This window comes from Paenibacillus sp. FSL L8-0494 (genome assembly GCF_038003695.1).
GTDB lineage: Bacteria > Bacillota > Bacilli > Paenibacillales > Paenibacillaceae > Paenibacillus_AQ > Paenibacillus_AQ odorifer.
Genome location: NZ_JBBOPQ010000001.1, coordinates 5,406,194 through 5,424,615, shown reverse-complemented (window position 1 = coordinate 5,424,615; position 18,422 = coordinate 5,406,194). Strand labels below are relative to the sequence as shown.

The 18,422-nt window shown below is 45.6% G+C and carries 11 protein-coding genes; 10 read left to right on the top strand and 1 reads right to left on the bottom strand.

Annotated features, from left to right (window positions below; translation table 11 throughout):
- Window positions 1-126 precede the first annotated feature (126 nt).
- The 10 genes from NYE35_RS24600 (at window position 127) to NYE35_RS24555 (ending at window position 16,713) form a co-directional block, all read left to right on the top strand.
- A complete protein-coding gene (locus NYE35_RS24600; RefSeq protein ID WP_076105450.1) occupies window positions 127-2,310 on the top strand; it encodes a HelD family protein in 2,184 nt (727 codons plus the stop codon).
- Between the two features lie 391 nt (window positions 2,311-2,701).
- Complete coding sequence (locus tag NYE35_RS24595) at window positions 2,702-2,983, top strand: CD3324 family protein (protein WP_036677625.1); 282 nt, start codon at window positions 2,702-2,704, stop codon at window positions 2,981-2,983.
- Window positions 2,984-3,278: 295 nt separating this feature from the next.
- Window positions 3,279-4,583, top strand: coding sequence for a replication-associated recombination protein A (locus NYE35_RS24590; RefSeq protein WP_341122176.1), 1,305 nt, complete (start codon window positions 3,279-3,281; stop codon window positions 4,581-4,583).
- A gap of 380 nt (window positions 4,584-4,963) precedes the next feature.
- The gene (locus NYE35_RS24585; protein WP_339210585.1) at window positions 4,964-5,980 is read left to right on the top strand and encodes an ABC transporter ATP-binding protein; all 1,017 of its coding nucleotides are present in this window, start codon (window positions 4,964-4,966) and stop codon (window positions 5,978-5,980) included.
- On the top strand, window positions 5,967-6,902 hold the full coding sequence (locus NYE35_RS24580) for an ABC transporter ATP-binding protein (RefSeq protein WP_036677615.1): 936 nt from the start codon (window positions 5,967-5,969) through the stop codon (window positions 6,900-6,902). The genes NYE35_RS24585 and NYE35_RS24580 overlap by 14 nt, the downstream gene beginning before the upstream one ends.
- Before the next feature lie 4 nt (window positions 6,903-6,906).
- Window positions 6,907-7,869 (top strand): oligopeptide ABC transporter permease, encoded by a 963-nt coding sequence (gene opp4B / locus NYE35_RS24575; protein WP_036677612.1) that lies wholly within the window; start codon window positions 6,907-6,909, stop codon window positions 7,867-7,869.
- Window positions 7,870-7,896: 27 nt separating this feature from the next.
- The gene (locus NYE35_RS24570; protein ID WP_051490985.1) at window positions 7,897-8,802 is read left to right on the top strand and encodes an ABC transporter permease; all 906 of its coding nucleotides are present in this window, start codon (window positions 7,897-7,899) and stop codon (window positions 8,800-8,802) included.
- Between the two features lie 19 nt (window positions 8,803-8,821).
- Window positions 8,822-10,672, top strand: a complete 1,851-nt coding sequence (locus tag NYE35_RS24565) for an oligopeptide ABC transporter substrate-binding protein (RefSeq protein ID WP_036677608.1) — start codon at window positions 8,822-8,824, stop codon at window positions 10,670-10,672.
- A gap of 291 nt (window positions 10,673-10,963) precedes the next feature.
- Window positions 10,964-13,696: a glycoside hydrolase family 9 protein gene (locus tag NYE35_RS24560; RefSeq protein WP_076272398.1), complete on the top strand. Its 2,733-nt coding sequence runs from the start codon at window positions 10,964-10,966 to the stop codon at window positions 13,694-13,696.
- A gap of 32 nt (window positions 13,697-13,728) precedes the next feature.
- Window positions 13,729-16,713, top strand: coding sequence for a glycoside hydrolase family 48 protein (locus NYE35_RS24555; protein ID WP_081384419.1), 2,985 nt, complete (start codon window positions 13,729-13,731; stop codon window positions 16,711-16,713).
- A gap of 363 nt (window positions 16,714-17,076) precedes the next feature.
- On the opposite strand, the gene mnmA is transcribed toward NYE35_RS24555, so the two are convergent.
- Entirely contained in the window at window positions 17,077-18,198 is a 1,122-nt protein-coding gene (gene mnmA, locus NYE35_RS24550) for a tRNA 2-thiouridine(34) synthase MnmA (RefSeq protein WP_341122507.1), read from the bottom strand.
- Between the last annotated feature and the right edge of the window lie 224 nt (window positions 18,199-18,422).

Sequence of the window (18,422 nt, the reverse complement as noted above, 5' to 3'; positions counted from 1 at the left end):
GTCAAATCATTTGAAAGATTTGGTATTTAAGTGCTGATTGTGCTACAATGGGTATCCTTTTGCGTGAGAAATGGACGTAGGAGCATGAAAATTTAAGCTCGATAAACTTTTAGGAGGTAACTGAAATTGGAAGACAACTTTCAAAGTGCCTATCAAGAGGAAGAAGACAGGCTGAATCAAGCGCTTACTGAAATTGACACTTTGCTGGAGAAGCTCCAGCAGACACCAGTGTACACGGGACATGACTATACGGAACAGGTGCTGGAAGCGAACCGTGATCAGAAGCGCAAAGATCTTGCCAAGCTTAGGCAGGAGCCTTATTTCGGACGGCTTGATTTTCAAGGCAATGATGAGAATGAACGGAAGGCACTCTATATAGGCAAAATCGGCGTAGACCGTGAGCAGGTAAGCGACCGTCCGCTAGTCATCGACTGGCGCGCACCGGTAGCAAGCCTGTTCTATTCGTTTACCGGCGGTACCGAGCCAGCCTCCTATGAAGCTCCTGAGGGATTGATAGAGGGGCTGGTATACCTCAAACGCAACGTCGTGATTCGGAAGCAAATTCTGGAGCGGGTCGCGGATACGTACAATCGGGAAAGCGATGCACCGATAGTATCAGATGAGTTTCTCGTCTATCGACTTGGGGAGAATAAGGATAATCGCCTACGGGATATCGTATCGACCATACAAGAGGAGCAGGACAAGATTATCCGTGCTGCCAAGAATACAGCGCTGATCATTCAGGGCGTGGCAGGAAGCGGTAAAACAACCGTTGCACTGCACAGGCTTGCTTTTCTGCTGTATCAATACAAGGATCAGGTTTCTGCGGAAAAAATGATCATTTTTGCACCAAACCGGATGTTTTTAGATTACATCTCGGATGTATTGCCTGAGCTCGGGGTAGGTAATATTGCTCAAAGTACATTTCCGGATTGGGCAGCTAATGTACTAGGACTGGAATTGCCGGAACAGGATGCGACGGAGACGATGAACCGCTGGTTCGAAACCCCTGGCGGCATGCCGGTAATTACAGAAGAGACACCAGGGCGCTTCAAGGGTTCCACGGTGCTGATGGGAATCATAGAGTCCAGCATCAAGCTATTGGAAAGCAGCTCCGTACCTGAGGGTGATTTTAGCCCGTGGGAGGGTGCGGTGCTGCGCCGTTCTATGATTTTGCGCTGGCATAATGAGGAGTATGCTCCCTATCCTCCAGCTAAGCGCAAGGAACGGGTAATGGCGCGGATTCATCGCTGGATTGAGATGGAACTGAAGAAGAGCCCTTCAGCTGCTGCTATGAAGGATCGCAAGAAAAAAGGCGCGCAGCGAGAGAAGGCTTATAGTGCCAAATGGCCTAAATATGATCCATTAACGATCTATAAGCAAATTTTCCGAGCAGCTAAACTTCCTGAGGATTGGCCGATTGAACCGCCTGAGGAAATTCCGGCAGCTGTACTGAAGGAAACGGCAAAAGAGCTGAAAAAAGGCATCATACGTGAAGAGGATTTACCTCCGCTGCTGTATATCCATTATCTTTTGAACGGTGATGAGGGCGTTACTCGCTTTGACCATGTAGTAATCGATGAGGCTCAGGATTTTTCACCTTTCCAAATTGCCGTTCTGGATTTATATGTGCGAGGCCATTCCTTTACGATCCTGGGTGACCTCTCGCAGGGTATACATGCCTATAAAGGCGTACACGCGTGGGAAGAGATGCAGACGTTGTTTGCCCCTGAGAACACGGCTTATCACGCGCTGACACGCAGCTATCGTTCTACTATGGAAATTATAGACTTCGCTAATGGAATTCTATCTTCAGGTGTGGAGAGCTCATTGCTGGCTGTTCCTGTGTTTCGTAGTGGAGATCCCGTGCGTATGATCGCCTACGGTGAGGATAACGGGGAACTGGTGGCTGATGAGCAAGCTCGCTTGCGGACAATAACCTCTGCACTGAAGTCTCTGTCAGGAAGGGAATACCGTACGGTGGCTGTCCTAACAAGAAATCTTCATGAGGCTGCAGAACTATATGCGGAGCTGTCACAGCATTTTGAAGATATTCATCTGATTGATGGCAGTATGACGCAATATCAGGGTGGGCTATCGGTGCTGCCTGTCTATTTATCAAAAGGTTTGGAGTTCGATGCAGTGATCTTAGCAGATGCCGATCAAGACCATTACGGAGCGACGGCTTGGGACGCGAAGCTGATGTATGTCGGCTGTACACGTGCTCTCCATGAGCTGTGGCTGCTCCATAATGGGGAAGTTCCTTCCTATGTGCAAACGGCGGCTGGAAGCGATTCTGAGGGGGAGTAAGACTGGTGGAGAATGGTTATAACTGTTCTTGGTCTTGTAACTCCCCCATAGGTATGGCTTAATAATAAGTGTCCGGCCGGGCAAGAACACTTCTGGAAGGAGGCTGATTGAAATGATTTCAGTATACGAGGTGGTTTCCGTTTAAGACGGAAACCTGCTTAAAGCGAGGAGGCCTTATGGCCTCCTTATTACTAACATAAGAAGTACCACACTTATCCATAAGAACGAAATTTATGAAATCGAATGTAGACGCTACCAAAAGGTTTTTATATAATGAAATTACGGATTTTTCCAAATATGAGGAGAAGAAAGGAGGCAGGTGACGTGATTATAACTAAAAACTTAGTTGACCGACGCATAGGGACACACCTGTTGAAGGAGGAAATGCAAGTTGAGTTATGTAAATGGGAAGGATGTGCTCCCCCCTGGCTTGCTCGAAGAGCTTCAGGGATACATCCAAGGTGAACTGCTCTACATCCCAAAGAGGACGGAAGAGCGGGTTCGATGGGGCGAGAACAGCGGTTCGAGGAAAGAAATAGCGAACCGGAACAAGGAAATTTTCAGTTGTCATCGAAGCGGTGATTCCGTAGCGGAACTTCAGAAGAAGTACCATCTATCGGAAGAAAGCATTCGTAAAATCATATCAAAAATGCGGCTGGCAGTAAATTGCTAGCTTGCAATTCAAGCATAAACGCCTTTGGCGTCCCTATAAGGACGGTAAGCGTTATGCGAGAAATCATAAGGATAAAGTATAGCGTGAAACCTATACTTTCTTATATTTTGAAAAAAGAGCATGGCTCCCGCCTTTCTAAGACGAGATCATGCTCTTTTTATTTTGGCGTAAAATAAGTCTATGCTGATACTGTTACCTTGAACCGGCAGGACATCCTAATCCTTCCCTGTGATATGGTATGATAGAGAGGGATTTATATTGAGCTTTTACAAGAATATAGCAAGGAAGTGGAGTTATGGATTTATTTTCTTTCGGAGAGGACACCGGGGGCGGACGGCTGCTTGCGGACCGGATGAGACCGGAGAATCTTGATGAATATATTGGTCAAGAGCATATCATAGGTCGGGGGAAGCTGCTGCGAAGAGCGATTGAGGCGGATCAAGTCTCTTCGATTTTGCTCTATGGTCCCCCGGGATGCGGTAAGACGACACTCGCGCATATTATTTCTCATCACACACAAGGGGAATTCGTACGTCTGAATGCGGTGGAAGCTACCGTGAAGGATGTACGGGAGGTTATTGAGCGAGCTCAGAACAATCAAACATTGTACGGCACAAAGACGATCCTGTTCCTGGACGAGGTGCATCGATTTAATAACTCACGCCAGGATGCGCTTTTGCCAGCGGTAGAAAAAGGGACCATCACCTTCATTGGAGCGACTACAGAGAACCCGTTCCATTATGTTAATGGGGCGCTTATGAGCCGCTCCACCTTATTTCAGCTGGAGGCATTAACGAGTGAACACAGTCTGATCGCGATGCGCAGAGCCTTGGCGGACAAAGATAAAGGTCTTGGATTTATGGAGCTTCAGGTCGATGAAGAGGCTTTGTTGCATATTGCAACTATGGCTAATGGAGACATTCGCCGGGCACTAAATGCGCTGGAGCTGGCAGCCCTGACTACCGCGCCGCAAGTTGATGGAAGTGTTCATATTACGCTGGAGGTGGCGGAGGAATCCATTCGGCGCCCCATTGTGAAGGCTGATGAATCTACGCAGTATGATGTGCTATCCGCTTTTCATAAAAGTATCCGCGGTTCCAGCGACGCCGCGTTGTTTTGGTTTCTGTATGCGGTAGAAAAGCTTGGAATGGACCCTATGACTTTTATTCGGCGCCTGATTGCAGCCAGCAGTGAGGATATCGGCCTGGCTAATCCCCAAGCTATGGTTCAAGCGGTGAGTGCGCTGGATGCTTATCGAAACAATGGTTGGCCAGAGGCGAAGCTGAACATTGCCCAAGCTATTCTTTTTGCCGTGGAGAGTCCGAAGTCTAATGCTGTGGTTATGGCTATTTCCAATGCAATGGCAAGTATGGATGAGATCAAATCAGCGGAGGTACCGCTGCATCTGCGTGATACGCACTATAAAGGCGCAACTGCGTTAGGGCATGAAGGATATCAATATCCGCACAATTTTCCGGGGCATTATGTAAAGCAGGAGTATTTGCCTAAGGAGATTTCTCAGCGTGTTTTTTATCAAGCAACTGAGCAAGGCAACGAGATTAAGATTCGTCATAATCAAAAGCTTCGGCGGGAGCAGTAACCCAGCTAGCGACTGTAATACCTTCCAATTTCATGCTGGAAAGCAAAAGATTTTAACTTTCAGACGAACTAAATAATTCCCAAAAAAAGGCGGCCTAGAGCCGTTTTTTTGTTGCCTACGTTACTTTTAATCACATCGATTGAAAATTTTTTATAGGAAAAGATTGATAATTTACCATAAGTTAATTAAAATGAACTACAAAGTTACGAGATGTTCATTTTTATTTCCGATTGAACTACTGGTAGTATTCTTAATGGTGTTAATTATCATCACATTGGTTATTTCAAAATGTTTCATGAAAATCAACACTATTTATATCAAAATTTACATAATATTTTCATTGTGTTAATTTTGAAATCCTTGTCGTTAGGGTGATGAATATGGGCGAAGAACTACTAGAAATCAAAAATTTGTCGACATCGTTCAGAATTGCAGACGACTATTATGCTGCGGTTGATGATGTTACCCTGTCTGTTCGCAAAAATGAAATTCTGGCTATCGTTGGAGAGTCTGGTTCAGGAAAAAGTGCGCTCGCCTTTTCAATTATGGGGCTGCACACCAGAGCCAAAATTGACGGACAAATCAAATACAAGGACCAGGACATCGTTACCATGTCTCCTGCTGCACTAAACAAGCTGCGCGGCCAAGAAATGTCTATGATTTTTCAAGATCCTTTATCCGCTTTAAACCCGCTAATGATCATCGGCTCACAGATTGAAGAAGTACTTATCCTACACGATTCCAAGCTTTCTAAGAAACAGAGAAAAGAGAAGGTCATTGATCTTTTGACCAAGGTTGGAATTTCCCGTCCCGAGCATACATATCAGCAGTACCCCCACGAATTATCCGGTGGCATGAGGCAGCGGGTGGTTATCGCCATTGCGATAGCCAATGGACCCAAGCTTTTGATCGCCGACGAACCTACTACAGCACTAGATGTGACTATCCAATTACAAATCCTTGAACTTATTAAAAAATTAAAAAACGATATGGAAGCAGGCATTATCTTAATCACTCATGACTTAGGGGTTGTAAGCGAAATGGCTGACCGTGTTGCGGTGATGTATGCCGGACAAATCGTCGAAATCGCAGATATTTTTACGTTGACGTCTAATCCGAAACATCCGTATACGAGATCCTTATTAAACTCCATTCCAACGGCAAAAGAAGAGAAATCCAGATTGCATGTGATTCAGGGGATTGTTCCACCACTGCAAAACCTTCCGCGTAAGGGCTGCCGTTTCTCGGCACGGACGCCTTGGATTCCTGAATCGGAGCATGAGGAGAACCCACAGCTGCATGAAGTCGCACCCGGACATTTCGTTCGCTGCACCTGTTATAACAATTTCCATTTCCCTGATACTAACGAGGAGGCAATCCACAATGGGACTTCTTGAGGTTAAAAATTTAGCAGTACATTTTCCGATCCACGGCGGTGTTTTTCGAAGGGAAGTTGGCGTAGTTAAGGCTGTCGATAATGTTAATTTTACCATTGAAGCTGGGCAAACCTATGGTCTGGTTGGTGAATCTGGTTCCGGAAAGACGACAACGGGTCGCGCGATTATAGGTCTTAATTCTATTACTAGCGGCAGCGTGATTTTTGAAGGGCAAGATTTGGCCTTGAGGGGTGTACGTAAGCAAAGAAATGTCCGCAAAGACATTCAGATGATCTTTCAGGATCCGTACTCTTCCTTAAATCCTAAGAAGCGTGTACTCGATATTATTGCAGAACCGTTGCGTAATTTCGAAAAAATGTCTCCAGGGGAAGAAAAACGCCGGGTGCAGGAATTGCTTTTACAGGTAGGCTTAAGTCCTGAGAACATCCTGAAATATCCGCATGAATTTTCTGGCGGCCAGCGGCAGCGGATCGGAATTGCCAGAGCAATTGCACTCAAGCCAAAGCTTATTATTGCTGACGAGCCGGTATCTGCGCTAGATGTCTCAGTACAGGCACAAGTGCTTAACTTCATGCAGGACATTCAAAAAGAGCTGAATCTTACTTTTCTATTTATCAGTCATGATCTCGGGATCATCAGGCATATGTGCGATCACATAGGGATTATGTATAAAGGACGACATGTGGAGCAAGGGACTGCTAAAGATATTTTTGACAATCCTCAGCATATTTATACCAAACGACTCATTGCCGCCATTCCTGATATTGATCCGAAACAGAGAGAAAAGCAGACGGAGTTTAGAAAATCAGTAAGCAAGGAATATGAACAAGCGCACCGGAATTATTTTGATGAAGAAGGCATGGCTTATCCTTTAAAATCAATTTCCGAGACTCATCTGGTAGCCTTGCCTGAGAAAGGTTGAGAATATGTGGAAGATTATCGTTCGTAGAATTCTTATAATGATCCCTCAAGTAGTTCTATTAAGTATTCTTGTTTTTCTTATGGCGAAGGCGATGCCTGGTGACGCACTTTCAGGAATGCTTGATCCGAATATTGACCCGGCGGCCATTGATGCGATGAGAGAAAAGCTCGGTTTAAATGATCCATGGTACATCCAGTACTGGGATTGGATCACTAAAGCGATACAAGGGGATTTCGGCCAGTCCTTCCGTTTCAAAATGCCGGTCTCAGAGCTAATCGGTCAACGCCTGATGAATACCCTTTGGCTGGCCATTGTTACGCTGATTCTTACATACCTTATTGCTATCCCGCTTGGTATTACCAGCGGACGTTATAACGATTCGTGGCTGGATCGCTTGATAACTGGCTATACCTATATTGGATTTGCTGCACCGTTGTTTATTTTTGCACTCTTAATGGTATGGGTTTTCGGATTTCATTTTCATTGGTTTCCTACCAGCGGCAGTGTCAGTCCCGGGGAAGTTCCAGGTACACTAAGTCACTTCTGGAGTAAATTCTACCATCTGCTTCTGCCTGCGCTATCTATGGCGCTAATTGCAACGGTTGGGACCGTACAATATCTGAGAAATGAGATCATTGATACGAAGCAAAAAGATTTCATTCTCACTGCTAGAGCTAAAGGGGCTTCGGAGTCACGCGTATACAATCGTCATATTTTGAGAAACTCCTTGCTGCCGATCGCTGCATTTTTTGGATATGAGATCACTGGGCTAATCGGTGGTACGGTGTTCGTTGAAACGATCTTCAGCTATCCAGGAATGGGTTTGCTGTTTCTAAGTTCGATAACGATTCGGGATTTCAGCGTGGTAACAGCTCTTGTTCTTCTGTATGGGGTTGCTTCCATCGTCGGTGCGTTGTTATCAGACATTATTTTAAGTATCGTAGATCCTCGTATCCGGATTAAATAAGAAGATGAACACTTTGGGGTGAATGAAATGGCAAAGACGAGCGCAGAGATAGCTCTGCTGCAGGAAACTGATAAAAGTCCATCGGGCTTCAAAATTGTTTGGCGGGAGATGGTGCGGGATAAGCTGGCACTGATCTCATTGATTTTCCTATTTACGATTATTGCTGCTGTATATGGGATCTCCTTATTTTTAGATCAGAAAGAAATTGTCACGGTTGACTTGTTCGCCCTATATGAGAAGCCTTCGGCTGTGCATTGGCTGGGGACTGATTATGGAGGACGGGATGTATTCGGTCAATTAATTATAGGAACACGAAATTCCATGTCTATTGCCTTTATGGTTACTTTTTTTACGGGAATTATCGGTATTCTGGTAGGTTTAGTCTCAGGTTACTTTGGGGGAACGGTAGATAATGTCGCGATGCGTATTGTGGATTTCTTCATGATTCTACCTTTTCTAATGATTGTTATAGCTTTTGTCAGCGCAGTTCCTAAGTACAATACATTGACCTTCTCCTTTATCATGACAGCATTTCTTTGGATGGGGATTGCCAGGCTAATTCGTTCCAAGACATTGCAAGAGAAGGAATTGGATTATGTTCAGGCATCTAAGACCCTAGGCTCCTCCAATCTAAAAATTATGTTCACGCAAGTTCTGCCGAACTTAAGCTCTATCATTATCGTAACGATGACCTTGAATCTGGCAGCTAATATTGGATTGGAATCAGGCCTATCCTTTCTAGGTTTTGGTTTTCCAGAAAGTACACCCAGTCTGGGTACTCTAGTAAGCTATGCGAGAAATCCGCAGACCCTTGAGTTCAGATGGTGGATCTGGTTACCCGCATCATTGCTGATCCTGGTATTGATGTTGAGTATAAATAATGTGGGTCAAGCGCTTAAACGTGCGACCGACGCAAGACAAAGAAAAGGATAATAAGGGAGGAAATGATTAAATGAGAAAAGCCATTCGTTCAAAAGCTTTACTAGTTTCATTAATGTTTGTAATGTTGTTCGCTCTTGCGGCTTGCGGCTCCAAGAACAACAACGAAGCGGCTGAATCAACAGCAGCTCCTAGCGCCAGCGCACCTGCGGCAACTGCAGAAGCAACGGCCGCGCCTGAGGCAGAAGACGGACTTTATAACATTAAAGATTTTAGTAACGTTAAGACTAACCAAGGTGAAGCTATTGACGGAGGGACAATTACATTTGGACTTGTTTCCGATAGTCCATTTGAAGGTACTTTGAACTGGAACTTCTATTCTGGAGATCCAGATGCTCAAGTTCTGAACTGGTTTGATGAAGGTTTGTTAACTTGGGATAAAGACTATGTATATACTAATGATGGTGCGGCTACTTATGAAGTTGCAGAAGATGGACGGACCTTTACCTTTACGATTCGCGACAATGTAAACTGGCAGGATGGTAAGCCAGTAACGGCTGAAGACTGGTTGTTCGCCCATGAAGTTATTGGTAATCCTGCTTATGATGGTCCTCGTTATGGTTCTGACTTCACTAATATTGAAGGCATGGATGAGTACCATTCCGGTAAAGCCAAGACCATATCCGGGATTAAAGTGCTGGGTGATAAGAAACTGCAGATTACTTATAAGCAATCTACACCTTCCTTGTTAACGGGTAGCGTATGGATTTATCCATTAGCCAAACATATCTTTGGCGGCATGGATGTTGCCAAAATCTCCTCTTCCCCTGAAGTCCGCCAAAAGCCAATTGGCTTCGGAGCTTTTAAAGTAGAGAGCATCGTTCCTGGTGAGTCTGTAGTATTTGTTAAGAATGAAGATTACTGGCGCGGAGCCCCAAAACTGGATAAAGTAATTTTGAAGGTTATCAACCCAACAACGATTGTACAAGAACTGAAATCTGGCGGAGTTGACTTGGTGGATTCCTTCCCTATTGATCAATTCCCGGATAATGCAAAGATGTCAAACGTTGAATTCCTCGGTGCGGTTGATCGTGCTTATACGTATATAGGCTTTAAGCTTGGTAAATGGGATGCAGAGAAAAAGGTTGTTGCAACAGATCCTAAAGCTAAAATGGCGGATGTAAATCTGCGTAAAGCCATGTGGGCTGCCGTAGATAATGATACTGTCGGTAAGAAGTTTTATAATGGACTTCGCTGGAATGCGACTACGTTGATCCCACCTTCCCATCCTGAATTCCATGATGCTTCCAATCCAGGTGTAGCTTATGATCCAGAAGCAGCTAAGAAGATCCTGGATGACGCTGGTTACAAACTAAACGGTGAATTTAGAACGAATCCAGATGGCAGCGAGCTGAAGATTAATTTCATTTCGATGACTGGTGGAGACATTGCTGAGCCGCTGGCTCAATATTATGTACAATCCTGGAAAGCGATTGGTCTGAATGTAACTTTGGAAATGGTAGAGTTTAATACCTTCTATGATCGCATAGGTCAAAATGGTGAGGATGATCCTACTGTTGATGTGTACCAAGGCGCTTGGGGTGTAGGGATTGACGTTGACCCATCAGGTCTGTATGGCAAAGATGCAATCTATAACTTCCCGCGTTACTCGAGTGCAGAGAACGATCGTTTGCTCGCCGAAGGGATCTCCGAGGCTGCATTTGATGTAGACAAACGTAAAGAAATCTATAAAGAGTGGCAACAATTTATGGTTGATGAGATTCCAGTATTCCCAACACTTTATCGTGCTGTAATAGTGCCGGTTAATAACCGCGTCCTGAATTATTGGGCTGTTGGTGATGGAGTTGAAATCTATTATAACGACATTGCGGTTTCTGCAGATAAAGCTGCGGTAGCTCAGTAAGAGGGTATTAATGAACAGCAGTTCAAGGAGAGATCCTGAGCTGCTGTTTTTTATTTTTCATTAAATTAACAAAATTCCTATATTTTGTGCATTATTTACTGTAAAAATATAGTGTTTTAATGAAAGATATGGTATATTTTGGGTGAGAGCGAAACTTTCGCTTAAATATAGCTCTTAGAGAGAGGTGAGTGGATGATCGCAATGACGGGTACCTGATTCAAGTGAGGGAGGTGTTACGGGACTGAGGTGTAATCTTTCTTGTGGCATTCACTGAAGAGAGGGGCAGTAGAAATGATCAAGAGGTATAGGAAACAAGGACTGGTGTTCAGTTTGTTGTTTACGCTTACATTTTGTTCAAATGCTGCATTTCAACCGGCGATAGCAGAGGCGGCGGCCGGAGACTACAACTATGCGGAGGTTCTTCAAAAATCTATTTATTTCTACGAAACCCAGCGGTCTGGTGAATTGCCAGATAACAATCGGGTGGAATGGCGGGGCGATTCCGGTCTTTTGGACGGGGCGGATGTGGGACATGATCTGACTGGTGGTTGGTATGATGCCGGTGATCACGTTAAATTCGGTCTGCCTATGGCTTATTCTACGACGATGCTGGCGTGGTCGGTTTATGAGTACAAGCAAGGATATGAGGGGTCTGGGCAGCTTGAGGAAATATTAGACAATATTCGCTGGGCAACCGATTATTTTGTAAAAGCTCATACCGCTCCTAACGAGCTGTGGGGACAAGTTGGTAACGGAACAACCGATCATAATTGGTGGGGACCCGCAGAAGTCATGCAGATGCAGAGACCTTCCTACAAAATTGATGCCACTCATCCCGGATCAGATCTTGCCGCAGAAACAGCTGCAGCGTTAGCTTCAGCATCCATTATTTTCAGGGATACGGATGCCGTATATGCGGACAAGCTGCTGCTGCATGCTAAACAGCTTTACAATTTTGCTGACACTTACCGCGGCTCCTATTCCGACAGCATTACCGATGCCAAACAATATTATAATTCTTGGAGCGGTTATGCGGATGAATTGAGCTGGGGGGCTGTCTGGTTGTATTTGGCGACTAACGATCAGCAGTATCTCAATAAGGCTATTGCAGCAAGTGATCAATGGGGAACGAATCAGGCTGGAAACTGGGGTTATCAGTGGACGCAGTCTTGGGACGACAAGCATTATGGCGCTCAATTACTGTTGGCACGAATCATCGGGCAGACCAAGTTCATTCAATCCACTGAACGGAATATGCAGTATTGGACGACTGGAGTGGGTGGAACAAGTGACCGTGTTGCCTATACACCTGGCGGACTAGCCCATCTGGATCAATGGGGCGCATTGCGTTATGCAGCCAATCAGGCTTTTATGGCCTTCGTTTACTCGGACTGGGTGAGCGATCCGGTGAAGAAAGATACGGCGCGTTCTTTCGCGGAGAGACAAATTACGTATATGCTTGGCGACAATCCACGAAACAGCAGTTATGTTATCGGTTATGGTAATAATTCTCCTCAGCATCCCCATCATCGAACCTCACATGGATCATGGAATGATAGTCAGACCGTTCCGGTAAATCATCGCCATGTCTTGTACGGAGCGCTAGTTGGAGGCCCGTCCAAAACAGACAGCTACACCGACTCCATTAACGATTATGTCTCGAATGAAGTTGCAACCGATTACAATGCAGCTTTTACAGGAGCTATTGCAAAAATGGTGCTGCTGCATGGACAAGGGCAACAGCCGCTTGCACAATTTCCACCTGCAGAGACACGTGAAGATGAGATGTTTGTCGAAGCCTCTGTGAATGCTAGTGGCAGCAACTTCGTAGAGATTCGAGCATTGCTGAATAACCGTACGGGCTGGCCGGCACGGGCCAGTAAAGAGATGTCTTTTAACTACTATGTGGATCTTAGTGAAGCGATAGCGGCTGGTTATGCTCCTGAGGATATTACGGTTACGGCGGGAGGCTACAATCAGGGTGGAACGGTGTCTGCACTTCAGCCTTACGATGCAGCTAACCATATCTACTATACTAAGGTTGATTTTACAGGTACTTTAATTTATCCGGGTGGACAATCTGCTCATCGTAAGGAGATTCAATTCCGAATTGCAGCCCCGCTGAACACTAACTTCTGGAATAATGCTAATGATTTTTCATTCCAAGGTGTGGCAGCTCAAGGAGCAACTCCTGTTAAAACAGCGAACATTCCGGTGTTTGATGCAGGTGTGCACATGTATGGAGAACTTCCAGCGGGTGGTGGACAACCTGGAGAACCTCAAGTCCCTGCACGTCCGACTAATGTTCAGGCAGTAGCAGGTAATGGGACTGTCCATTTGACTTGGAATGCCATTAGCGGGGTTAGTGAATATACCGTTAAACGCAGTGAAGTGAGTGGAGGCCCGTATACGGTGCTTGAGAATGTCATGGGAACGGATTACATGGATAGTGGACGGGTGAACGGAACCACTTATTATTATGTGATCACTGCCACGAATAGTGTAGGGGAGAGCTTGCCATCTATACAGGTTAGTGCCAAACCCCAAGAAACAACACAGCCCACAACGGGGAATTTGAAGGTGCAATATCGTACGAATGATACGAATGCCAGTGATGGACAGCTGCGCCCTCAGTTCCGAATTATGAATACAGGAACCGAGTCTGTGGCACTTAGCGGCTTGAAGCTGCGTTATTATTTCACTGTGGATGGGGATAAACCACAACAGTTTCATTGTGATTATGCTGTAGTGGGCAGTGGTAATTTAAGCGGCAGTTTTGTTAAGCTGAATCCCGCCAGTACGGGCGCGGATTATTATCTGGAGATTTCTTTTGGTGCAGGGGCTGGAAGCGTAGCGCCTGGTGGAGATAGCGGCGAGATTCAGGCTCGCACCAATAAGACGGACTGGACGGCTTACAATGAAACGGATGATTATTCCTACAGCGCGGTTCAGCAGACATTTGCCGATTGGAATAAAGTTACACTTTATGAAGGTGAAACACTTGTATGGGGCTTAGAACCATAAATATATCCAAGAGAGGGAGCTTGCCTAAGATGATGAAATTGAGCTTAATAAAGAAGCCTGTTTCTGTAATGATGGCCGCAGTCCTGTTTCTCTCACTCATGACCGGTCTATTTAATTTTAGACCTCAGACTGCTCACGCTTCTACTACGGAGCAGACGCGATTTCTGCAATTATATGCGCAGCTAAAAGACCCCGCAAATGGTTATTTCTCTGCTGAAGGAGTACCTTATCATGCGGTAGAGACCTTGATGAGTGAAGCCCCTGATTACGGACATATGACGACCTCAGAAGCTTACAGTTATTGGATGTGGCTTGAGGTACTCTATGGTTATCACACAGGGGACTGGACTAAGCTGGAATCAGCTTGGGACAACATGGAGAAGTATATCATCCCTATTAACGAAGGTGATGGCAAGGAAGAGCAGCCAACCATGAGTTATTACAATCCGAACAGCCCGGCTACGTATGCAGCGGAGCATGCTCAGCCGGATCAGTATCCAAGTCAGCTAGGTGGCCAGTATGCAGCAGGTAAAGATCCGCTAGATGCTGAATTGAAGGCGACGTATGGCAACAACCAGACCTACTTGATGCACTGGCTGGTAGACGTGGACAACTGGTACGGCTTCGGCAACTTGCTGAATCCTACGCATACAGCCGCTTATGTGAATACATTCCAACGGGGTGAACAAGAGTCCGTTTGGGAGGCGGTCCCTCACCCGTCTCAAGATGACAAAACGTTCGGAAAAGCAAACGAAGGCTTCATGAGCCTGTTCACAAAAGAAGCTAACGTGCCTTCCGCTCAATGGCGTTACACGAATGCTACAGATGCCGATGCACGGGCAGTACAAGCAATGTACTGGGCTAAAGAGCTCGGCTACAACAATACAGTGTATTTGAATAAAGCTAAGAAAATGGGCGATTTCCTGCGGTACGGTATGTATGATAAATACTTCCAAAAAGTAGGAAGTGCAGCTACTGACGGCACACCTGATGCCGGGACTGGCAAAGATTCCAATCAATATCTTCTGGCTTGGTATACCGCATGGGGCGGTGGACTTGGAGCTACAGGAAACTGGGCTTGGAGAATCGGGGCGAGCCATGCCCACCAAGGGTATCAGAATGTCGTGGCTGCCTACGCACTTTCTGATTCGGATGGTGGTCTGATCCCGTCATCAGCTACAGCTGGACAGGATTGGGAAAATTCTCTGAAACGTCAATTGGAATTCTATACTTGGCTGCAGTCCTCTGAAGGGGCAATTGCCGGAGGAGCGACCAATAGTTATCAAGGCGCCTACAAGGCTTATCCAGCCGGAACCAGTACTTTTTATGGCATGGCATATGACGAAGCTCCAGTCTACCACGATCCTCCATCCAATAACTGGTTCGGGATGCAGGCATGGAGTGTGGAGCGGGTAGCAGAGCTGTACTATATCCTTGCTTCTAACGGAGACACTACATCTGAAAACTTTCAAATGGCAAAACAAGTTATAGAAAATTGGGTAGATTGGTCTAAAGATTATGCCTTTGCCAACAAACGTCCAGTTACGGATGCTGAAGGTTACTACCTGAACAGTCAAGGTAATCGAATTCTTGGAGGAGACAACCCACAAGTGGCAACAGTCTCTGCACCAGGAGAGTTCTGGATTCCAGGTAATGTGGAATGGACAGGACAACCTAATACGTGGAATGGCTTCAGTGGTTCTGCAGCAAACAGTAACCTGAAAGCCGTAACTAAGAGTCCAAGCCAAGATACAGGTGTACTGGGCAGCTATATTAAGGCACTTACCTTCTATGCGGCTGGCACCAAAGCTGAACATGGCAGCTACAGTACTCTGGGAGGAGAGGCTCAGGTACTGGCTAAATCTTTGTTAGACACGGCATGGGGTTATAACGATGGAGTTGGTATTGCAACTACCGAAAGCCGTGGAGATTATTCTCGCTATTTCACTAAAGAAGTCTATTTCCCAAGCGGTTGGACAGGTACATTCGGCCAAGGAAATACGATCCCTGGTTCATCTACAGTGCCTTCCGATCCAGCTAAAGGCGGAAACGGGGTATACGCAAGCTATACCGATATCCGTCCAAATATCGTGAATGACTCCAAGTGGCAATATTTGCTGGACAAATACAATACTTCTTTTAATAAAGTGACTAAAACTTGGGACAATGGAGCCCCTGAATTTACCTACCATCGCTTCTGGTCGCAAGTAGATATGGCAACTGCTTATGCTGAATACGATCGACTGATCAACAGCAGTGTGCCTACTGAGCCAGTAGCTCCAAAAGCACCTTCCAAACCAAGTGTGGTCGCTGGTAACAAAGTTGTAGATCTTAGTTGGAACAACGTAACTGGAGCTACTAGCTACACTGTGAAAAGAGCTGCGACAACTGGTGGCCCTTACAGCGATGTGGCTGTTGTCACTCAGGCGACTTACAATGACGCTTCAGTGGTTAACGGTACGGATTACTACTACGTAGTTAGTGCTTCCAACGTGGTTGGAGAGAGCCCAAATTCGCTTGAGGTTCACGCCAAGCCTATTGATGTGCCGATTCCGGTACAAGGAGATTTGCTGGTGAAATACCGGACAAGTGATACCAATCCGGGAGATAATCAGTTCCGCCCGCAGCTGCAAATTGTTAACAATGGGGATACGGCTGTAGCGCTTAGCGATGTAAAGCTGCGGTATTATTACACGATTGATGGCGATAAACCTCAACAATTTAATGTTGACTATGCTAACATCGGTGGAAGTAATATACAGGGAACATTCGTGAAGGTGGACCCTGCCAAAACTGGAGCGGATTATTATTTAGAAATCTCCTTCGGCGCAGGTGCAGGCAGTCTTGCACCGGGAGCCAACACGGGTGATATCCAGATCCGGGTCAACAAAACGGATTGGAGCAATTACAACGAGGTTGGAGACTACTCTTATGATCCTGCCAAAACATCGTACACGGAATGGAATCATGTGCCGTTGTATTTGAATGGTGATCTAGCATGGGGACTTGAGCCTTAAAGTCTAAATAAGGGAAGCCCTAGCCATTTGGCTGGGGCTTTTTTTAGTAATTGGCTAGTTAGCGACTGCGACTAAATGTGGCTTCATATCCATTTTAATTGTATTTTTTACAACTAAAATACACCCTAGCCGCGCCAACGTAATTTAGTTGCACTTCATACAACTATTTATCAGTATATGGGTATTTATTGAGGTATAAGCTCAGTTTAACTGTACAATATACAACTAAAACCCAAAAAGAAATAAAAAAGCACGAAATAGCTGTATTAAATACAACTATTTCGTGCTTTTGGTATGTTAGTTAGATATTGTGAGTTACTACGATTACTTGTAGATAGGCTTTTATAGAAGCTTGGCTTACATTCACACTTGTGCTGAAGGAACAACCTTCTCCGCGTATTCTATCGTTCCGCCGCCGAGACATTGCTCGCCGAGATAGAAGACAACGGCTTGACCAGGTGTGATAGCTTTTTGTGGAACATCAAAGGCTACATTTATTGTTCCATCTTCACGCGCTGTAAGGGTCACGCCTTGATCTGGCTGGCGATACCGGAACTTGGCGATGCATTTCAGCGGCTCTTGCCCAAGCTCTTGACCGTCAATCCAGTTAACACCGGAAGCAATCAGGCTAGTAGAGTACAGGCTATGGTGCTTGTCTCCTTGTACTACATAAAGAATGTTGCGGCTAAGGTCTTTCTCAGCTACAAACCACGGTTCGCCGTTGCCAGAGCCACCAATACCAAGGCCTTGGCGTTGGCCTAACGTGTAATACATAAGTCCGTCGTGGCGGCCTTTGATCTCTCCAGTTACTATGTCAACCATATCGCCAGCTTGTGCCGGGAGATATTGACTGAGGAATTCGCGGAAGTTGCGCTCGCCGATAAAGCAGACGCCTGTGCTATCTTTTTTCTTGGCAGTGTAAAGTCCTGCTTCTTCAGCAATTCTCCGCACTTCAGGTTTCGGCAGATGTCCAATAGGGAACATTGTTTTAGAGAGTTGATGTTGCCCCAGTGCATTCAGGAAATAGGTTTGATCCTTATTGTTGTCTACGCCGCGGAGCAGCTTGTACACACCATCTTCTTCTATAACACGTGCGTAATGTCCAGTTGCGACATAATCGGCACCAAGCTGAAGAGCTTTGTTCAAAAATTCTCCAAACTTAATCTCGCGGTTGCACATGACGTCAGGATTTGGCGTCCGGCCGGCCTTATATTCATCGAGAAAATAAGAAAATACCTTATCAAAGTATTCCTTCTCGAAATTAACGGTATAGTAAGGAATATCAATCTGCTCGCATACGCGGCGAACATCCTCTGCATCGCTTTCGGCCGTACATACTCCGAATTCGTCGGTATCGTCCCAGTTCTTCATGAAGATGCCGATGACGTCATAGCCCTGCTGCTTGAGCAGAAGCGCCGTGACGGAGGAATCGACCCCTCCGGACATGCCGACGACGACACGGGTGTCTTGTTTTGCTTTTGTCATCGTAATCACCATTTCTGTACCCAAAATACCGGTCATTCATGGAACACCCGGCTCAAAATGTATTATAACATACCTGTCTACTCTAAACCTCTGAAATAAGAGACTGGAAACAACAAAATGTCCACCTGGGGTGAACATTCTCGTAAAATGTTTCGTTTACCATTTCATTTGTGACTTCGGATATGATAACATAAACTGAGAGTAATTATCGGAATACCTTGATA

Bases quoted from the DNA above. Each gene is read 5' to 3' on its own strand.
- NYE35_RS24565 (WP_036677608.1), top strand. From the start codon at position 8,822: ATGAGAAAAGCCATTCGTTCAAAAGCTTTACTAGTTTCATTAATGTTT.
- NYE35_RS24570 (WP_051490985.1), top strand. From the start codon at position 7,897: ATGGCAAAGACGAGCGCAGAGATAGCTCTGCTGCAGGAAACTGATAAA.
- mnmA (WP_341122507.1), bottom strand. From the start codon at position 18,198: ATGACAAAAGCAAAACAAGACACCCGTGTCGTCGTCGGCATGTCCGGA.
- NYE35_RS24590 (WP_341122176.1), top strand. From the start codon at position 3,279: ATGGATTTATTTTCTTTCGGAGAGGACACCGGGGGCGGACGGCTGCTT.
- NYE35_RS24555 (WP_081384419.1), top strand. From the start codon at position 13,729: ATGAAATTGAGCTTAATAAAGAAGCCTGTTTCTGTAATGATGGCCGCA.
- NYE35_RS24580 (WP_036677615.1), top strand. From the start codon at position 5,967: ATGGGACTTCTTGAGGTTAAAAATTTAGCAGTACATTTTCCGATCCAC.
- NYE35_RS24585 (WP_339210585.1), top strand. From the start codon at position 4,964: ATGGGCGAAGAACTACTAGAAATCAAAAATTTGTCGACATCGTTCAGA.
- NYE35_RS24560 (WP_076272398.1), top strand. From the start codon at position 10,964: ATGATCAAGAGGTATAGGAAACAAGGACTGGTGTTCAGTTTGTTGTTT.
- opp4B (WP_036677612.1), top strand. From the start codon at position 6,907: ATGTGGAAGATTATCGTTCGTAGAATTCTTATAATGATCCCTCAAGTA.